The sequence below is a fragment of the Dictyobacter halimunensis genome, assembly GCF_036245075.1.
In genome coordinates this window covers 1,305,598-1,322,351 of the sequence record NZ_BSRI01000002.1, presented here as the reverse complement: position 1 = coordinate 1,322,351, position 16,754 = coordinate 1,305,598, and the positions used below count along the sequence as shown (strand labels likewise).

The following is a 16,754-nucleotide window of genomic DNA, read 5'->3' as shown; positions in this document are numbered from 1 at the left end:
TATGTATGTGAACTCTATTTGTATTATACAGAAGAAAGAGTATTGTGGAAGCGCTACGTGATGAGCAACTGATGTCGGATGCGCTGGCAGGCGATCAGGGTGCCCTTAATATATTGATCGAGCGGCACTATGGGCCGCTGCTCTGCTATCTCTATCGCCTCGTTCATGGAGACCAACAACTTGCTGAAGACGCCGTACAAGAAACATTTTTACGCATGGTGCAACAAGGTGACTATCAGATCGGTCGCCCCTTAAGCCATGGCTCTATACTATAGCTACAAACATTATACGCGATTATTTTAAGTCTGCGCAGGTCGAACACGGGACGGATGCCACGGATGAAATTCTACTCGCAGTGTATGATCCGGCTCCAGGACCTGAAGATGCCGCACTCTCTGATGAGCAAGGGCAAATTATTTCTCTTGCGCCGGGCACCATAGCAGAAGAGTACCGGAGTACTATATTAGTACGTTTCTATGCTGGCCTGGGTTTGAAGGAGATCGCGCAGGTCACCGGGGCAATGGAAGTAGGACACACATTCAGATAGATATAGAACCTAAAACCGGTCTGCTTCGTATCTTTTAAGAAAGGCATCAGTCGCGTGAGCGGAAAGATTTTCCAGGCCAGCATGCCAGGAGCAGAAATCTATTCTTCTCACGCGATACGTGCTATGCTACGCTGTGGTACTCAGAGTTGACTACCCCCGAAACAAGTGCATGCTCCCTGACCCGAATCTGTGGGCTCTAGTGTCACTTGTATAGAAAAGATATATCGTCTTTATTCACATTGCCTTATTATGTACATTTGAGTATGGTTATAAAAGGAGCGGATGCTTCCATGGACGAAATAGTGACGCAGCATGCGACGGATGCTACCAGGGCAGCCGTTTCCGAGCCACGTAAAGTTGTAATGGATGTGCGGGACATTAAGAAAAGCTTACCTTTAGGGCGCGAGCGCATAGATATTCTCAAAGGCATTAGTTTTCAGATTCTGAGCGGTGAATTTGTATCGATCGTTGGTCCTTCTGGCTCGGGTAAGAGTACCCTGCTGGGAATTATCGCTGGTCTGGATAATCCGAGCAGCGGACAGGTGATGGTGGATGGTATCGATATCGCGCGCATGAGCGAGGGGAAGCTGGCGGCGGTACGCAATCAGAAGATTGGCATGGTCTTCCAGGCTTTTAATTTGATTCCTACCCTGACGGCGCAGGAGAATGTCGAGGTGCCGCTGTACGTGGGCAAGCATAAAGGATCGCCCTCGGCCCGCGCCAGAGAACTGCTGGAACTGGTTGGACTCTCCCATCGCCTCGGTCATCGTCCCAGCCAGCTTTCGGGCGGTGAGCAACAGCGCGTCGCTATCGCACGTGCCCTCTCGACCGATCCCGCCATCGTGATCGCCGACGAGCCGACCGGTAACCTGGATGCGCGCAACGGCGAGAACGTCCTGAGTCTGATCGCTGACCTGCGCGCGAAGACGGGTAAGACCTTTATCATCGCCACCCACGATCCAACTGTGGCTGGCCACGCCGATCACGCGATCCGCATCGTAGATGGTTTGATCGGGGATCTGGATACCACCGGCGGGAGAATCACCCAATAATGAAAGCCTCGATGTACTTCAACTATACCTCGCGCTCCCTCTTTCGCGGTGGACAGCGTACGCTGCTGGCCATCTTTTGCGTGGCCGTGGGTGTGATGGCGATCGTGGCGCTGCAGCTGGTCGGCATCATGATCAACAATGCTTTTACCGGCAATGTGCGTGACGCCAACGGCGGGGATATCGCTATCCGCTCGCAGCAGCCGTTCAGCCAGAACGATCTGAAGCATTTTGACAGCTGGAAAAAGGATGGCTCGATCACTGATTATACGCCGGTGATTACCTCGCTGGGTTCCGCAGGTACTCAGGCCTCGAAGCGCCAGACGTTTAGCATCCGCATCGTCGATCCGGCGCATTATCCGGCCGTGACCGTCACTGCGCCCACCTTTACCAGTCCCGCCCATAGCAGTCTGGATAGCGCGTTAAAGGACAACGGCGTGGTGGTGACGCAGCCCTTCATCGATCAATTTAAAGATAAGCTGGGCGATAAGCTGGACATCACCGTGGGTGGTGGGAGCCGGGGACAGGCTGGACGCGTAATCCACGCGAAGATCACAGGCATCGTTTCCGAGAGTGGTGTGCTGGCCCAATCGGGCAGCGTGGCCCTCATCTCACAGAGCGATTATATCGCAGCCGCCCCCAAATCTCCTGTGACCTACGATACCGTCGATGTGACGGCCGAGCAGTCCAAGATTGATCCTGCCGTCAAGAAGATCCAGCAGCAGTTTCCGATCGCGACCACGCAGACGGCAGCCGATGTGCTGAAGCAGCAGCAGGCGATCATCGATAATATTCGTAAGTTCCTGGAGATCGCTGGCCTGCTGGCCCTGCTGATCGGTGGTGTGGGTATCGTCAATACCATGCAGGTCTTGCTCTCGCGCCGGCGTACCGAGATCGCCATGCTCAAAACGACCGGCTATCGCCGTCTGGACCTCTATCTGTTATTTGGACTGGAGGCGGCCCTGCTGGGTCTGGTTGGTGGCCTGCTGGGAGCCGCAGCCGCCACCGGCATCAGCTATCTGGTGCGCAACTTTGTCGAGCAGAACTTTGGTTTGAACGTGCCCTTTGTGCTGGACTGGTTTACGATCATCGGGGGTATGATCATCGGCGTGGCCACCTCACTGATCTTTGGTCTGCTGCCGATTGTGCAGGCCGCCAATATTCGTCCTCTGAACGTGATTCGCGAAATGCCGGAGGGGCGTGGTGTGGGTAGCAAGGCCCTGACCGTCATCCTGCTGCTCGTGCTCTCAGTCCTGTTCTGTGTCCTTTCGATCGTGATCCTCAACGGCGATGTACGCCTGGGCGCGATCTCGGTCTATGGTATCTTCATCTTCCTGGGCCTGCTCAGCCTGGTCTTGAGCTTGATGATCGTGCTGGTCAGCCGCCTGCCAGTGCCGGAGCGCTTCAGCTTCTGGCAGATTCTGCTGGTGGTGGCCGTGGGGGCTATAGCCTACGGACTCTATCGTGTGGCGCCACCCTATGGCATAATTTTCATGGGTTTCGCGCTGCTGGGTTTCCTGATCATGTTCGTCCCGCGTACCCTGAAGGCTTCGACCAAGATGGCTCTGCGCAATCTTGGTCGCCAGCGCACGCGCACCACTACCACCATGGTCGCCCTGTTCGTGGGTATCTTCACCATCGGCCTGATCCTGGCGCTGGGACAGAATCTGCGCACGCAGGTCAATGAGGTGATCGCCCATACCCTCAACTATAACGTCTATGCCATTACTTCAAGCGATGACACTCAGAAGCTCAATGGAGTTCTGCCGCGCCTGAACGGACTGAGTACGTATCAGGAGCACACGCTGGCCTCGACGGTCCCGGCGACCATCAATGGCAAGCCGTTCGCCTCGTTTGTCACTGGCTCCAGTGGAACGCAGGCGCGCCGCCAGCTGCTCTCGCTCACCAATGGCGTCGAGGGGTATAACGTCGGCAACAATCAACTGCCCTCGCTCAACTTTATCGACATCACGGGGGGACGCAACCTGAGCCTGAATGACGCGGGCACCAACAACGTGCTGGTGCGCTCATCGCTCTCGCGCTTGAACGGCGTAAATCTCAAGGTGGGTGACAAGATTACCCTGGTCGGGGTTGACCAGGTCAGCACCAAGACGGTTACCGTGGTGGGTTTTTATGACCAGAAGACGCTGGGCGCCAACTTTGAGCCGATCCTTGGCACCACCGACACGGTCAAGGCCCTGACTCCATCAGGATTTGATCAGACCGTCTTCTACATGAAGATCGATCCCAACAAGTTGAATAGCGCGGTCGACCTGATCGGACAGACGGTCCCCAAGGCTTTCTTGCTCAACCTGGCCAGCCTGACCGATTTTATCAACCAGCTGCTCAACGACATCCTGCTGACCCTGACCACGATCGCTTCGCTGACACTGCTGGCGGGCATCATCATCATCGCCAACGCCGTGGCCCTGGCCATGCTGGAGCGCAGGCGCGAGCTGGGTATCCTTAAATCGGTCGGCTATACCAGCCGCACCATCCTGGGTGAGGTCATGCTGGAAAATGGCCTGGTTGGTGGCATGGGTGCCCTGGTCGCCATGGTCCTGGCCTCTCTTATCACCTGGATGCTCGGCAAATATGCCTTTAACGCCAACTTTATCGTCGACACCACCATTGTGCTGGCGCTCGTCCTGGGCTCCGTAGTCCTCTCCATGTTCATCGCAGTCTGCGTCGCCTGGAGCGCCGTACGCGTGCGCCCCCTGGAGGTCCTGCGCTACGAATAACGTAAGAAAGCGCCCCTTGCGGGCGCCTTCTCCTCTGCCGCCGGATAAACATCGTAGGTGCGCCCCTTGCGGGCGCTTTCTCCTCGACCCACGAAAACGCACATAAGATGGCATCAATCGATACACGTGGGATCTTAAAGCGCCATCAGGAGCAGCGGAATCTCCATCTCTTCGGGTGTCAGGCCGCCATGATGGCCTAGAAAGTGCATGTTAAACTTGTTCTCCTCATACCACCAGGCGGTCTCGCGCTTGTAGGGGAGGATGACCACGTTGCCCACGCGATCCATAAAGGTGCGCGAAGGCTTCTGCATGCCAAAGAAGTTCAGGGCCAGCAGATCCCGCGTCAGATAGACATCGGCCTTGTTTGCCAATCGCTGCCGCAGCTCGTTGACCGCAACCTCTAGATATTCCTCTTTTATATGTAAGAACATATCGCGCGCCGAGCCGGCCGGCGCCAGCACATGGCCGCGACTATTGGTCTTGAGATAGCGATTGATGATCGGCATCTGCTGATTGACATAAAAAGTGTTGTACGGGCTGACCTCCACCTGTCCATGGTCCGCCGTCATCATAAACAGGGTCTTGCCGCTGCTGTGCCGCGTGCTCTGCAGGAAGAGCTCATTCATCTGCTTTAAGCAATGCTCGATTGCCTCGTCCAATTGTTTGGATGTAGGGCCGTAATTGTGGCAGGTGGTGTCGATGCGATCAAAATAGAGGAAGTAGTAGCTGGGTTTCTTGCGCGGGCGTTTGAGCATGTCGCTCAGGTTGCTAAAAGCGTCGGATATCAGGTTGTATGGATGAACCTCGGCCCCGCGAAAAACGATATCTGAGTAGGTTGAGGGGGTATAGGCGTGATACTGCAGGATATGTGAATCAACGCCCTTCTCTTTCAGCGTCTGATAGAAGGTCTGACGTGGGAAGAAGGCCGTTGGCGCGATGCCAGAGCTCTTAATGGTGTCTCGCGTCAGCTTATCGCCCGCGAACGAGAACGTCAGTGGCGAGATGATATCATTGACCAGGGGCTCATAATAGTTCCACTCATAGACGCCGCTCTGACCAACGTTGAGGCCGGTATGGATGCAGGTAACGTGGGCCGCCGTCGTCGAGGGAAACTGCGACGTCATCTTCGAGACCACGCCGTCCGCCATAAACGTTTTCAGCAACTCATATTTATCCGCGTATTTTTCGAAGAAGCGCCAGCCAAAGGCATCGATAAAGAAGAGCACCACAGTATCGTACTGGGTAGGGAGCTGGCCAAAGACATCAAGGGGCAGTGCGCTTTGACCTTCTCCTGTTAGCAGAAACTGAATCGTTGCGGGAAGATTGGAGAAGCAATAAGAATCGTACCGTGGACGGATGAAGCGCTGAGCAAAGCGTGAGCTATTGACTGCCTTGACTGATGCCGAATTGAGCATGCGTATTCCTGCTTCCTAAATAGGAGGTCATTTTCTGGCTATGGGCGTTCCCAAATATATTGTACTGAATATCTTTCCAACAGTATATCACGGAACCTTCAAGATACAGCTATTATTTTTTACCTTAGCAGTAATGTAGGTTGGACACAAAAAAGCAGGGGCATGCACGTGCCCCTGCTTTTTTGTGTCCAACCTACTATTCACCCTTTTTGTGGTGCTCTTCTTTATGGTGTTTCATAACGGTGCGAGCCGCTACCTCCTCGGCACGATCGCCGTAGCGACCACTCTTCTTTGCCGACTCTTTGATGTGCTCGTACTCGCGCTCTTCCTTTGGGCCTACGCCCTTAAGAGGTTTCTTCTCAGGCATATTTGTCCTCCTGAATGTCGAAAACTAGCTGGCTGATAGCCTGCTTATCGTACATACCTTTGACACGAATCGACCCCGATACCGGCTTCACACCCTATTCATGAGCGGTATTCTTTAAGATCTTCCCACTATTCCGGCATCGAATGCAGCATTTTTCTATACTTTTTTTCACTTTCATTGTATGATGCATAGTATACAGATGACGTTGGTGCGATGCCAGCCGCTAGTATGAATAGAGAGAGAATAGACATAACTGAATGAGTAGTAAACAGGGTCTGTATATCGCGCAGGGATTGAGTCAGGATGAGCTGACCGCGATTCGTAATCTGGCCGATGAATGTAACACTTATGAGCAGTTAGATCTCAAGTTGAATTGGAATAGTTTGCAGGCGCGTCCCAAAGACGAGAGCAATGATTTTTTGTACCATGAGCAGGGTAGGCTGGTTGGCTACCTGCCGATCTTTTGTTTTAATTCTCAGGAGGCCGAGGTCAGCGGCATGGTAGCGCCCACCTGGCGCCGCCGCGGCATTTTTACAACCTTGCTGGAGGCCGCGCGTAAAGAATGTCAGAGACGGCAATTGCCTTCGCTGCTGTTTATCGTCGAACATCAATCCGCATCTGGACAGGCCTTTGTAGCAGCTCTGCAGCCACAGTATGATCATTCCGAGTATAAGATGGCTTTCCAGGCGCCGCAGCCGCCCGACCTGCTAGCCTCTTCCCCGCTTCAATTCCGTCGCGCCGGCCTGGCTGATCGTGCTACCCTGGCGTCTATTACCGCGGCCGCGTTTGCGATGCCGGAGGATGAAGTTGACTGGTACTCGACCAGGCTGCTGACTGATGAGCAGCGCGCCTTCTACCTGGCCAGCGTCGATGATGTGGTGGTTGGTAAGATCGATGTGTTCAGAAGCGAGCGCGAGGCTTATATCGCGGGTGTCGGCGTGCCGCCTCAGTATCAGAAACGCGGCTATGGGCGGCAGATGCTGATTTATGCGTTGCACGAGATTTTGAAAAATGGACCGACAAATATCAGTGTTAGAGGTGGCGGTTGAAAATGAGCACGCATTGGGACTCTATACCTCCTGTGGTTTTGCGCAACTGAGCCGTTATGATTATTACCGCCTGCCAATATAAGGACAGGCAAGCCAAGTCAAGCTACATTATCTGCACTAGGAAGCAGGCAATATGGGCGCAGTACAACCGGTTTGTAAGGGCTGTGGACAGCCGATCTGGGGTAATTACCTCAGGGCTCTGGGGGCGACGTGGCATCCCGAGCACTTTATCTGCGCGGGTTGTGGCCACATGATCCAGGGGAGCAGCTTCCAGGTTCACCAGGGAGCCCCTTATCATATCGAGTGCTACAATCGCCAGATCGCTCCCCGCTGTGTTTACTGCCACAAGCCCCTGGTGGGCGAATTTCTGGTTGATTACTGGGGCCAGAAATTCTGTCGTGAGCACGAGAAGCAGTTTCCTCACTGCGCCTATTGTGGCCGGCTGGTTCCTCCTCAGCAGCAGGAGTCCGGTGCCGAGGCCATCCGTTGCCCCGTGTGCTGCAGCAGCGCCATCGAGGGCTCGGCCGAGGCGAAACCGCTCTTCTCGCGCGTCATTCGCTGGATGAACAGCCAGGGCTTGATATATAACAACCTGCGCCTCAGCCTGGATCTATGCGGGCGCGCCCATCTGAACGATCTTCTGCGCGAAGGCAATATCGGGCATTCCCTGGGCGCGACGACCAGCGCCATGTATACCCAGAACGGGCGCCTGATCCGGACCGAGATCAATGGCATCGCCGTGATTCAGGGCCTGCCCGCCATCCTCTTCCAGGGGGTGACCATTCACGAGCTCGGCCACGTCTGGCTGATCGTGAACGGCATCCACCAGTTGCCATCCTGGGCTGAAGAAGGCTTCTGTGAACTGCTCTCCTATCGCTACTACCAGGAAACCAATACCCCCGAGGGTCGCTACCATAGCCTGAGCAAAGAGCACAACGCCGATCCTGTTTATGGGGATGGCTTTCGGCGCATGCGCGCCCTGGCCGATCGCGTTGGCTTTCCCACCTTGATCGAAACGTTGCGCACCACCAAACGCCTCCCTTCCCCTCCGTAGGTGCCGGGCTTGCCCCCAATATCTTCAACTTGTGCACAAAAAAGGGAAAAGGGAAGCCTTTGGGAACCTGAAACGTCATAGGAGCGCATGTGAACGGTTCCCCATCATGATTATGTACCTGTAGGCGGCATAGGATTGCGGCTTTCTCGATACGCTGGCTTGTCGACCAGGCAGCAATCCGGCCTTGCGCATGCCGCGCCCGTTCACGTACGATATCGTTCCTAAAAAGCGAGAAAAGCTGTCATATAACTATGTATCAGCCAACATATCGTATGCCAGCAGAGCGGTATGCATAAGGCCGGATTGCTGCTTTTCAGAAGAAAGAAAGGATCGAAGAGACCGCAATCCTATGCCGCCTACAGGGAAACGTTCTCTTGTGAGGGGACATGTCCATTTTGTCTTCATCAATTGCACACCAGCACTGTATAAAATGGCAATGTCCGAAATTCGCTAGTCTGGCAAAGCTTTTCAGTGTATGATGATGCGTATGGAACAGCAACATATTTCTCAAGATTTCGATCTGTGCTACCGGGCGCTCTGCAGTCGTGACTCGCGCTTTGATGGGCGCTTCTTTATCGGCGTGGTGACCACCGGGGTCTATTGCCGGCCGATCTGCCCGGCGCGTACTGCCCATGCCGCCAATGTGCGCTTCTACACCTGCGCCGCGGCCGCGGAGGCGGCGGGTTTTCGCGGCTGCCGCCGCTGCCACCCCGAAGCCAGTCCGGGTTCTCCCGACTGGAATATACGTGCCGACCTGGTGGCGCGCGCGCTGCGCCTGATCGCCGATGGGACGGTGGATAGCGAGGGGGTGGCGGGACTGGCGCGGCGCCTCTGCGTGAGCGAACGCCATCTACGCCGCGAACTGCTGGCTGAGGTCGGGGTGGGACCGCTGGCGCTGGCTCGCACGCGCCGTGCGCAGACGGCACGCCTGCTGATCGACCAGACCGGCCTCTCCTTGACCACCATTGCCTTTGCCGCCGGCTTCGCCAGTATTCGGCAGTTCAATGAAACGATGCAGTCCGCCTTTGGTTGCGCTCCCTCCGCCTTCCGGCGTACGGTGCCACCCGAGAGCGGCGGAGAAGGGAAGCTCACCTTGCGCTTACAATATCGTCCCCCGTTTGATGCCGCCGCCCTGCTTGGCTATCTGCGGCAGCGTGCACTGTCCGGTGTCGAGGAGATCAGCGAGATCAGCTACCGGCGTACGGTGGTTCTGCCCCATTCGCGCGGCATCGTCGAACTGGAACCGCTGCAGAAGACGAATACAGTCTTGCTGCGCGTCCAACTCGATAACCTGAGTGATCTCAGTCTGCTTGTGCAGCGCTGTCGCCAGCTCTTTGACCTTGATGCTGTTCCGTCTGCCATTGCTGAGGTCTTAGGGAAGGATGCTATGCTGGCGCCCCTGATTGAGAAGCGTCCAGGCTTGCGCGTGCCGGGAGCGATGAACGGTTTTGAGCTGGCGGTGCGCGCTATCCTGGGACAGCAGGTATGGGTGGCGGGTGCCAGAACGCTGGCTGGTCGTCTGGCCGCGCGCTTCGGGACGCCGTTGGAGCAGCCGCAGGGGACGCTGACGCATTTCTTCCCCACGCCACAAGCTATCGCGCAGGAGGACCTGCAGGGATTGGGCCTGACCGGTAATCGCATCATTGCCCTGCGCGCCCTTGCTAACGCCATCGCCGATGGCAGCCTGATCCTCGATCGCGACGCCGATCGCGAGCAGACCGTTGCGCGGCTCCAATCTCTTCCCGGCGTCGGACCCTGGACTGCCTCCTATATCGCCATGCGTACACTCGGCGATCCTGATGCCTTTCCCGCTGCCGACCTGGGTCTGCGCCGCGCCTTCGAGCGTCACGACATGCCCACCACCCCCCGAAGCATCGAGCACCATGCCGAAGCATGGCGCCCCTGGCGCGCCTACGCCGCCCACCACCTGTGGGCTAACCTCTCGTCATCATCACCGTAGGTGCCAGGCTTGCCCCGGCTTTGCCGCGCAGCGGCCTGTGCCCATGCGTGCACGTCCCACCAAAGGCATTTATCTTTCGGTCATGTGTGGATCGAGGGCGTCGCGCAGGCCATCACCGACCAGGTTACAGCTGAGCACCGTGAGGAAGATCAGGATGCCAGGGATCAGAATCAGTAGCGGCGATGAGTCAAAGTAATCGCGCCCCTGGTTGATCATGCTACCCCAGCTGGCGATCGGGATACTGACGCCGAAGCCAAAAAAGCTTAGCACTGATTCCAGGATGATGTTGCTGCCCACCAGCAAGGTGGCGTTGACGATGATGGGCCCGGCCGCGTTGGGCAGGATATGATAGAACATCAGCCGTGGACCGCGCGCGCCGATGGTGGCGGCCGCCTGCACAAACTCCCTTTGCTTCAGGGCCAGGAATTCACCACGTACCAGGCGCGCCGAGGTGGTCCAGCCAAAGATGGCGATCAGGAAGATCACGCTGGTTGGGGTCCCATCAGCGAAGGTCGCCGAGAGCACGAAGAGCAGCAGATAGAGCGGAATGGTCAGGATGGTGTCGGTCAAGCGCATCAGGATATTGTCGATCCAGCCTCCATAGTAACCGGCCAGCGCACCGATCAGCGTGCCCAGCAGGATCGAGATGAGCATGGAGCTCAAGGCGACCAGCAGCGAGATGCGGCCACCGATCATGGCGCGCGCGAAGGTGTCGCGTCCCAGGTTATCCGCCCCGAACGGATATTGCCAGGAGATGCCGGCGAATGGCGTGGTCTGCCCCACCGCGTTAGGACTGTTATGTCCTGGAATGAATGGGATGAAGAGGCAGCAGATTACCAGGATGATCAGGAAGACCGCGCCGATCGTCGCCACGCGGTTGCGTACAAAGCGATCAAAGATGATCCTTCCCTGGCTGCGCCTCTGCTGCGTGAGCTCGGCCGTCATCTCCTGCGGCAGCTCAAAATCTTCCTCGGGTGTCTGGACTTGTTCGGATGTATCCATGGTGGACCTGCCTTTCAGTTATGCATAGCGGATGCGTGGGTCCATCACGCCGTAGAGAATGTCGGCGATCAAGTTAAAGATAATGACGAAGAACGCGCTTAACAGCAGGGCTGTCAGCAGAACCGGATAGTCGCGCCGATTCAGTGAATCGATGAAGAGCTGTCCCATGCCGGGCCAGGCAAATACGCCCTCGGTAATGGCGGCCCCGCCCGCGACCGAGCCAAAGTCGATGGCTACAATCGTAATCAAGGGGATGACAGCGTTGCGCAGCGCGTGCCGCAGCAGCAGGCTTCCCGGAGCCACGCCTTTGGCGCGCCCGGTTCGCATATAATCTTGCCGGGACACATCGATCATACTGGTGCGCAGATAGCGGCTCCAGCGCGCGGTAAAGGTGACGGCCAGCACGATCATCGGCATTGCCAGGTGCATCAGGTGATCCAGAAAGGCGTTAAACGGACTAAATGTATAGCCCAGGGTCGCCGTGCCCGATGGCGGTAGCCAGTTCAGGGTCGAGGCAAATACATCCTGCATGATCAGTCCAAGTAAGAAGATGGGCATTGAGATCCCAAAATAGGCCAGGGTCGTAATCGTATAGTCCGTTGATCTGCCCTGATGGGCAGCCGACAGGGTACCCAGTAGAACCGTCAGGATGAGTGAAAGCACAAAGGCGGTGACGAACAGCTCCAGCGTGGCTGGAAAGCGCTGGGTCAGCACCTCGCTGACCGGCTGGCTGGTATAGAGCGAGTTGCCAAAGTTGCCGTGTAACGCGTTTCCGATCCACTTCAGATACTGCACCGGTAGAGGATCGTTGAGGCCAAAGCTGGCGCGCAACGCCTGCCGACCCGCCGGGTCCAGGTTCGGATTATCATACACAGCATCCGGTCCACCCGGTATGGCATGAATCAGCAGGAACATCAAGATCGAAGTCAAAATCAACAACGGAATAGCCTGTAGCAGCCGCCGTATCAAGTATTGTCCCATAGACAGCTTCCTTCTTTATATTGGTGTTGCGAAGGTTGTGGCGTCACCACGCCACAACCTTCACAACTCTACTAGCCTTTGGCGGGACAATTCCCGTTATCGCACCACCAATTCATGATATCGACCGTCTCAGAGGCCACAAATGGACCTGGCTTGTAGTTGTGAGTCCCATTCATCGCGACAGAAAGGTCGTTGGCACTAAACAGGGTTACGCTTGGATAATCCTTCAACAGGATATCGTGAATCTGGTTGAAGATCTGCTGACGTGCATTGGCATCGGTTGTCTGCTGCTCTTTGCTGAACAGGGCATCCAGTGCCGGATTGCAATACCAGTTGAAGTTCGATTTACCGACCTGATCACAGGCATAGTTGGCGGCATCGTTGGCATCGTAGTTATAGCTACTGGTCCACTCCGCCATGTCATAGGAGCCTGCTTTGCCGCTTTGCAGGAAGGTGCTGAAGAAGGTTGAGGCCGGATAGTTATGGATATCTATCTTGATGCCGATCTTCTGGAGATCGGACTGGATGATCGTCTCATCCTCTTCACGCCAGGCGTTATTGGCGGTGGTAGAATACTGGAACTCCAGGCGCAGACCATTTTTCTGCCGCACCTTATCCGGTCCCAGCTTCCAGCCCGCGCTATCCAGCAGCTTGTTAGCGCCGTCGACATTTAGCGTAGGGCACTTCGCATCTTCCTGATAGCCGGGTTTGTAGGCTGCACTATGGTCGGTGCAGATGGGCTGGGCTGCTCCCAGGCGCGCTACCTGGATCAACTGCTTCTGATCGATGGCCATCGCCACCGCCTGCCGCACATTGACATCCTTCAACGCCGGATTGTTCTCATTGAAATGGATCGCCTCGTAGCCGGCCGAAGTCGTCTGGATCAGCTGATAGTTGCTGAGCTTCTTATAGGCAGGGATCTTTGAGGCATCCAGGAACCAGGCCGAGTCGATCGCCCCCGACTTCAGATCCTCCAGGACCGTAGACTGGTTGCCAACGGCGCGGAAGATAACCTTGTTCAGGTGCGGTAGATGCTGTGAAGCAAGATAATATTTAGGGTTGCGCACGACGGTGTAGTGGTCGCCGGGCTTGCTCTCCGACATCATAAAAGGTCCACTGACCACGCTGGGGAAGCGGTTATCGGCCGACTTCTTGATCTGGTCGGGTGGAATGCTTTCAAAATGATGTTTAGGAATGGGCGCGTAGCCGCCATCGGTCCAGGCGGTCAAAAATGGCGCAAAGGCATCTTTGAGATGGAAAGTGATCGATAGTTTATCTGATGAGACCTCGGCCGATTGAATATGATTGATGATGTTGGTATTTGAGGCGGCAAACTTGGGATTTTTCCAGAGCTGCCAGGTAAATAACACATCCTCGGCGTTCAAAGGTTGCCCATCGGACCAGACCAGATTGGGACGCAGGTGGAAGGTCCAGGTCTTCTGATCCTGGCTGATATCGCCATTGGAGACCGTCGGGATGCGTGTAGTCAGTCCGGGATGGATCTGTCCCTGGGCATCGCCTATGAAGAGCGGCGCATACAGGGCCTGCATCACCATCTGGGCGAAGGTCTGTACTGTTGCATTGGGAATAAACGAGTCTGGCTCATTGACCAGGTCGTCGATCCAGGTTCCGCCGTTGGTGATGGCGGAATTGTTGGTCTGAGATGGTTTATTCGCTGTGCCAGCCGGCGTACAGGCGCTCATAATGAGCGTCAATATTGTTACGCCAGAAAGGATGAGTGTTATGAACCGATAACGGTGCCGGATGTTCGCGAACATGTTTAACTCCTCGGAGATACGGATCGTCAGGTGAGCAGGTTCGCTGCAAAATAGCTGTGAACGACAGCGACCATGCTGTGTCTGTTTGATCCGGGATTGTTGCGGGAAATAACCTTTCCTCAACTCTCGCCACAATAGGGATACATGTTGGAATTCTCTCTTCCTCTGATAGGAAGCTAGCTGGCGGATGTGCTCCTCTCTAGTCAGTGGTTGTTGATCCACTCAACCTGGTGGGCCTCTGTGACGTCAGGCACCTCCAGTTTGTCTAAAAGCTTATCAATAACGGCTACAGGGATGCTGGTGCTCCTTTCACCATTCCTCTTTAGTATGACGTCGTAAGGGGCATTTAAATATACGATATGGACACGAGCTTTATAAGAAATGAAAAATTGGCGATGCACTAAGCCTGGAGTGCAGGTCCCCAGGAGCGTATGCGCTGTGGAGTGAGCATGATGAAAGGGGCCTGTTCAAGAGCCATATTGTGGTATTGGCTGTAGCGCTCGCGCAAGAGTTTCATGGCCGGGGTGTGAAGTGGATGTTCAGGATAGATCAGTTCGGCATGGCCGTAGACCTGGACGTAGCCGAGTTGACTCCAGTCGTCGCTATACTGGTCGATGAGCAGGCTGGCTTCGTGGCGCGCCTCGATGTTGTGTACCCGGCGCAACTGCGTGCCAGGTACACGTTTCGGCTTCTCGTCCAGTGGCGTAAAGAAGTGGACACCATCGAAGGCATAGCAGACCGGTACCAGCGTCGGGCTCCCCTGCTCATTTGAGGTTGCCAGGCGCGCCACGCGCATGCGCAGTATAAAATCCTTCTCAACCAAGCTCAATTCCGTTCGCGGTGCCATGGATCGATGGTCCTTTCTTTCTTGCTACGTTCTGGCTGGTTAGCGTCCGGTTACTTTGATCTTCTCTACCTCGGGCACGATGCGTGTGGCCAGCAGATCGAAGGGCTCCAGGTCGGATACGTTGGGCATGTTGAAGATCGCCTGGTCAAATCCCATCTCAGCCAGGCTACCAAAGAGATCGATGGCGGCGTTGGGTGAAAGCGTATTGTTGCGCCCATCTTTTGTAATGTGCAGCGTATCCAGGGTGGTCTTTTCAATGTCGGCATAGGGACGACCGAGGGTCTGGCAGTGGTCTTGCAGGACACCGAGCTTGCGCCGCAATTCGTCCTTGCCCATGCGGGCGAACAGGTTGCAGGCGTCACCATATTGAGCCACCATGCGCAGTGTCTTCTTCTCTCCGGTACCGCCGATCATGATGGGTGGATGCGGCTTCTGTACCGATAGTGGTGAGTTGAGGGGCCGCTCCAGGTGATAGTGGGTGCCGTTGAATGGTTTCTCATCGCCGGACCACATCTGGTGCGCGATCTGCAGGGTCTCCTCCAGGCGCTCGAAGCGCTCGGCCAGGGGCGGGAAAGGGACGCCCAGACCCTTGTGCTCCTCTTCATTCCAGGCGGCGCCGATGCCAAAGTAGGCGCGACCGTGCGAGAGCACATCCAGTGTAGTGGCAGTCTTGACCAGCAAGCCCGGATGGCGATAGGTAACGCCGGTCACCATCGTGCCCAGTTTGATATGGTTGGTGTGTCCGGCGGCGAACGCCAGCGCGCTCCACCCCTCCAGCATCTCATTCTCAGCGGGTCCGACCATACTAATCTGAAAGAAATGGTCCATCACCCACAGACTATAGAGTCCCGCGCGTTCGGCGCGCGCGGCGATGTTAGCGAATGTATCCCCAATCAATCCCTGATCCTGTGACCAGGTAAAGCTGGGCACCTGTATTCCTAAGCGCATATCTACTCCTCAAATGTTACACAATTCGACTATTGTTGATAAACTGATCAGTTGTTGCTTGTTTCTTTATTCCGTAATCAGTATACAACCGCTGGATGCTGATATACATGTTCTTGCGTGTGGATAACCTGTACCTTTGCCTTACCTTATATCCTTACTTATACGTACTGTGATTAGCTCGGATTGATCAGGAGCAGGACACCCAGGGCCAGGATGATTACGAATACGTATTGTTTGAACTTCTCGGTTGGAATGCGTCGGTGGAGAAACATGCCCAGCAAAGTAGCGATGATGATGGCGGGGAGCGAGAGTCCGTAGAGCAGAAATAGGTCGCCGGTCCAGAGGCCGCCGAGGGCCTGCCCAATGACCACAAAGATGCCGGCAATCAGGAAGTGCGCCTGCAGTGTGCCGTGGAAACGGGATTGATTCCAGCGGCGCAACGTGCCATACACGACGACTGGGATGCCTGTTACGTTATAGGCGCTACCCAGGGCGCCAGCGGCGAAGCCAAATGGAAGAATCCAGTATCTGTTCTCCGGCAACAGGGAGGTGGCCGTCCGGGTGATGGCATCGCGTATCAATGAATAGATGCTGTAGACGATCAGGAAGGCTCCCAGGATTCTGGTGATGACGCCGGCCGGCGCGAACTTCACCAGCGCCAGTCCAACCGGGATGCCCAGGAGCGTGGCGATACTCAGCACGAGTAAGGTGGAGCGGTCGATGTGGCGCCAGCCAGAAGAGATGGTCATTCCCGCCACCGTGAGACCGGCCAGTCCGATGAGCGCGATTGATGTATGGAGACTGATCGGCAGTAGTGCCAGCAACGGCATGCTGATGACCGCCTCCCCAAATCCAAAGGTGGCTCGCATCAGTGCCCCGGCGAAAACCACCGCGACCACCAGGACAATGATTGCTGTCGTCATCACTGAGAATCCTTTCCTGCTGTGCTACTAAACTCTTGAAATAATGAATAAAGGATGTCACCATATCCCTCCCCGGAATGAGAGAAGGACCGC

14 protein-coding genes are annotated in these 16,754 nt (G+C 55.7%); 6 read left to right on the top strand and 8 right to left on the bottom strand.

Annotated elements, in window-relative coordinates:
* Positions 1–44 precede the first annotated feature (44 nt).
* The 3 genes from AABA21_RS19535 to AABA21_RS19525 all read left to right on the top strand — a co-directional run bounded on the left by AABA21_RS19535 (position 45) and on the right by AABA21_RS19525 (position 4,337).
* Complete coding sequence (locus tag AABA21_RS19535) at positions 45–275, top strand: RNA polymerase sigma factor (protein WP_338253129.1); 231 nt, start codon at positions 45–47, stop codon at positions 273–275.
* Between the two features lie 634 nt (positions 276–909).
* On the top strand, positions 910–1,599 hold the full coding sequence (locus AABA21_RS19530; RefSeq protein ID WP_420917201.1) for an ABC transporter ATP-binding protein: 690 nt from the start codon (positions 910–912) through the stop codon (positions 1,597–1,599).
* Positions 1,599–4,337: an ABC transporter permease gene (locus AABA21_RS19525; protein WP_338253127.1), complete on the top strand. Its 2,739-nt coding sequence runs from the start codon at positions 1,599–1,601 to the stop codon at positions 4,335–4,337. Before AABA21_RS19530 ends, AABA21_RS19525 begins: the two co-directional genes overlap by 1 nt.
* 134 nt (positions 4,338–4,471) lie before the next feature.
* Here the strand turns inward: AABA21_RS19525 and AABA21_RS19520 are convergent, their stop codons facing one another.
* Both AABA21_RS19520 and AABA21_RS19515 read right to left on the bottom strand, forming a co-directional pair.
* On the bottom strand, positions 4,472–5,752 hold the full coding sequence (locus tag AABA21_RS19520; RefSeq protein WP_338253126.1) for an alkaline phosphatase family protein: 1,281 nt from the start codon (positions 5,750–5,752) through the stop codon (positions 4,472–4,474).
* 196 nt (positions 5,753–5,948) lie between these two features.
* Positions 5,949–6,119 carry a hypothetical protein gene (locus AABA21_RS19515; RefSeq protein ID WP_338253125.1) on the bottom strand — a complete coding sequence of 57 codons (171 nt, stop codon included), beginning with the start codon at positions 6,117–6,119 and terminating at the stop codon, positions 5,949–5,951.
* Positions 6,120–6,376: 257 nt separating this feature from the next.
* Between AABA21_RS19515 and AABA21_RS19510 the strand changes: the two genes are divergently transcribed.
* From AABA21_RS19510 to AABA21_RS19500, 3 genes are all read left to right on the top strand, one after another.
* A complete protein-coding gene (locus AABA21_RS19510; RefSeq protein ID WP_338253124.1) occupies positions 6,377–7,168 on the top strand; it encodes a GNAT family N-acetyltransferase in 792 nt (263 codons plus the stop codon).
* A gap of 133 nt (positions 7,169–7,301) precedes the next feature.
* A complete protein-coding gene (locus AABA21_RS19505) occupies positions 7,302–8,222 on the top strand; it encodes a protein DA1 (RefSeq protein ID WP_338253123.1) in 921 nt (306 codons plus the stop codon).
* A 487-nt stretch (positions 8,223–8,709) separates the two neighbouring features.
* The gene (locus tag AABA21_RS19500; protein ID WP_338253122.1) at positions 8,710–10,182 is read left to right on the top strand and encodes a DNA-3-methyladenine glycosylase 2 family protein; all 1,473 of its coding nucleotides are present in this window, start codon (positions 8,710–8,712) and stop codon (positions 10,180–10,182) included.
* Positions 10,183–10,251: 69 nt separating this feature from the next.
* Here the strand turns inward: AABA21_RS19500 and AABA21_RS19495 are convergent, their stop codons facing one another.
* The 6 genes from AABA21_RS19495 to AABA21_RS19470 all read right to left on the bottom strand — a co-directional run bounded on the left by AABA21_RS19495 (position 10,252) and on the right by AABA21_RS19470 (position 16,661).
* The gene (locus tag AABA21_RS19495; RefSeq protein WP_338253121.1) at positions 10,252–11,184 is read right to left on the bottom strand and encodes an ABC transporter permease; all 933 of its coding nucleotides are present in this window, start codon (positions 11,182–11,184) and stop codon (positions 10,252–10,254) included.
* Between the two features lie 18 nt (positions 11,185–11,202).
* Positions 11,203–12,165, bottom strand: a complete 963-nt coding sequence (locus tag AABA21_RS19490) for an ABC transporter permease (RefSeq protein ID WP_338253120.1) — start codon at positions 12,163–12,165, stop codon at positions 11,203–11,205.
* 71 nt (positions 12,166–12,236) lie between these two features.
* Positions 12,237–13,943, bottom strand: a complete 1,707-nt coding sequence (locus AABA21_RS19485) for an ABC transporter substrate-binding protein (protein ID WP_338253119.1) — start codon at positions 13,941–13,943, stop codon at positions 12,237–12,239.
* A gap of 400 nt (positions 13,944–14,343) precedes the next feature.
* The gene (locus tag AABA21_RS19480) at positions 14,344–14,790 is read right to left on the bottom strand and encodes a TIGR03668 family PPOX class F420-dependent oxidoreductase (protein ID WP_338253118.1); all 447 of its coding nucleotides are present in this window, start codon (positions 14,788–14,790) and stop codon (positions 14,344–14,346) included.
* Positions 14,791–14,829: 39 nt separating this feature from the next.
* Positions 14,830–15,738 (bottom strand): LLM class F420-dependent oxidoreductase, encoded by a 909-nt coding sequence (locus tag AABA21_RS19475; protein ID WP_338253117.1) that lies wholly within the window; start codon positions 15,736–15,738, stop codon positions 14,830–14,832.
* A 173-nt stretch (positions 15,739–15,911) separates the two neighbouring features.
* Positions 15,912–16,661, bottom strand: coding sequence for a sulfite exporter TauE/SafE family protein (locus AABA21_RS19470; RefSeq protein ID WP_338253116.1), 750 nt, complete (start codon positions 16,659–16,661; stop codon positions 15,912–15,914).
* Positions 16,662–16,754: the final 93 nt, after the last annotated feature.

Coding starts and splice junctions, on each gene's coding strand:
- AABA21_RS19530 (WP_420917201.1), top strand. CDS start 910: ATGGATGTGCGGGACATTAAGAAAAGCTTACCTTTAGGGCGCGAGCGC.
- AABA21_RS19525 (WP_338253127.1), top strand. CDS start 1,599: ATGAAAGCCTCGATGTACTTCAACTATACCTCGCGCTCCCTCTTTCGC.
- AABA21_RS19520 (WP_338253126.1), bottom strand. CDS start 5,752: ATGCTCAATTCGGCATCAGTCAAGGCAGTCAATAGCTCACGCTTTGCT.
- AABA21_RS19515 (WP_338253125.1), bottom strand. CDS start 6,119: ATGCCTGAGAAGAAACCTCTTAAGGGCGTAGGCCCAAAGGAAGAGCGC.
- AABA21_RS19510 (WP_338253124.1), top strand. CDS start 6,377: ATGAGTAGTAAACAGGGTCTGTATATCGCGCAGGGATTGAGTCAGGAT.
- AABA21_RS19505 (WP_338253123.1), top strand. CDS start 7,302: ATGGGCGCAGTACAACCGGTTTGTAAGGGCTGTGGACAGCCGATCTGG.
- AABA21_RS19500 (WP_338253122.1), top strand. CDS start 8,710: ATGGAACAGCAACATATTTCTCAAGATTTCGATCTGTGCTACCGGGCG.
- AABA21_RS19495 (WP_338253121.1), bottom strand. CDS start 11,184: ATGGATACATCCGAACAAGTCCAGACACCCGAGGAAGATTTTGAGCTG.
- AABA21_RS19490 (WP_338253120.1), bottom strand. CDS start 12,165: ATGGGACAATACTTGATACGGCGGCTGCTACAGGCTATTCCGTTGTTG.
- AABA21_RS19485 (WP_338253119.1), bottom strand. CDS start 13,943: ATGTTCGCGAACATCCGGCACCGTTATCGGTTCATAACACTCATCCTT.
- AABA21_RS19480 (WP_338253118.1), bottom strand. CDS start 14,790: ATGGCACCGCGAACGGAATTGAGCTTGGTTGAGAAGGATTTTATACTG.
- AABA21_RS19475 (WP_338253117.1), bottom strand. CDS start 15,738: ATGCGCTTAGGAATACAGGTGCCCAGCTTTACCTGGTCACAGGATCAG.
- AABA21_RS19470 (WP_338253116.1), bottom strand. CDS start 16,661: ATGACGACAGCAATCATTGTCCTGGTGGTCGCGGTGGTTTTCGCCGGG.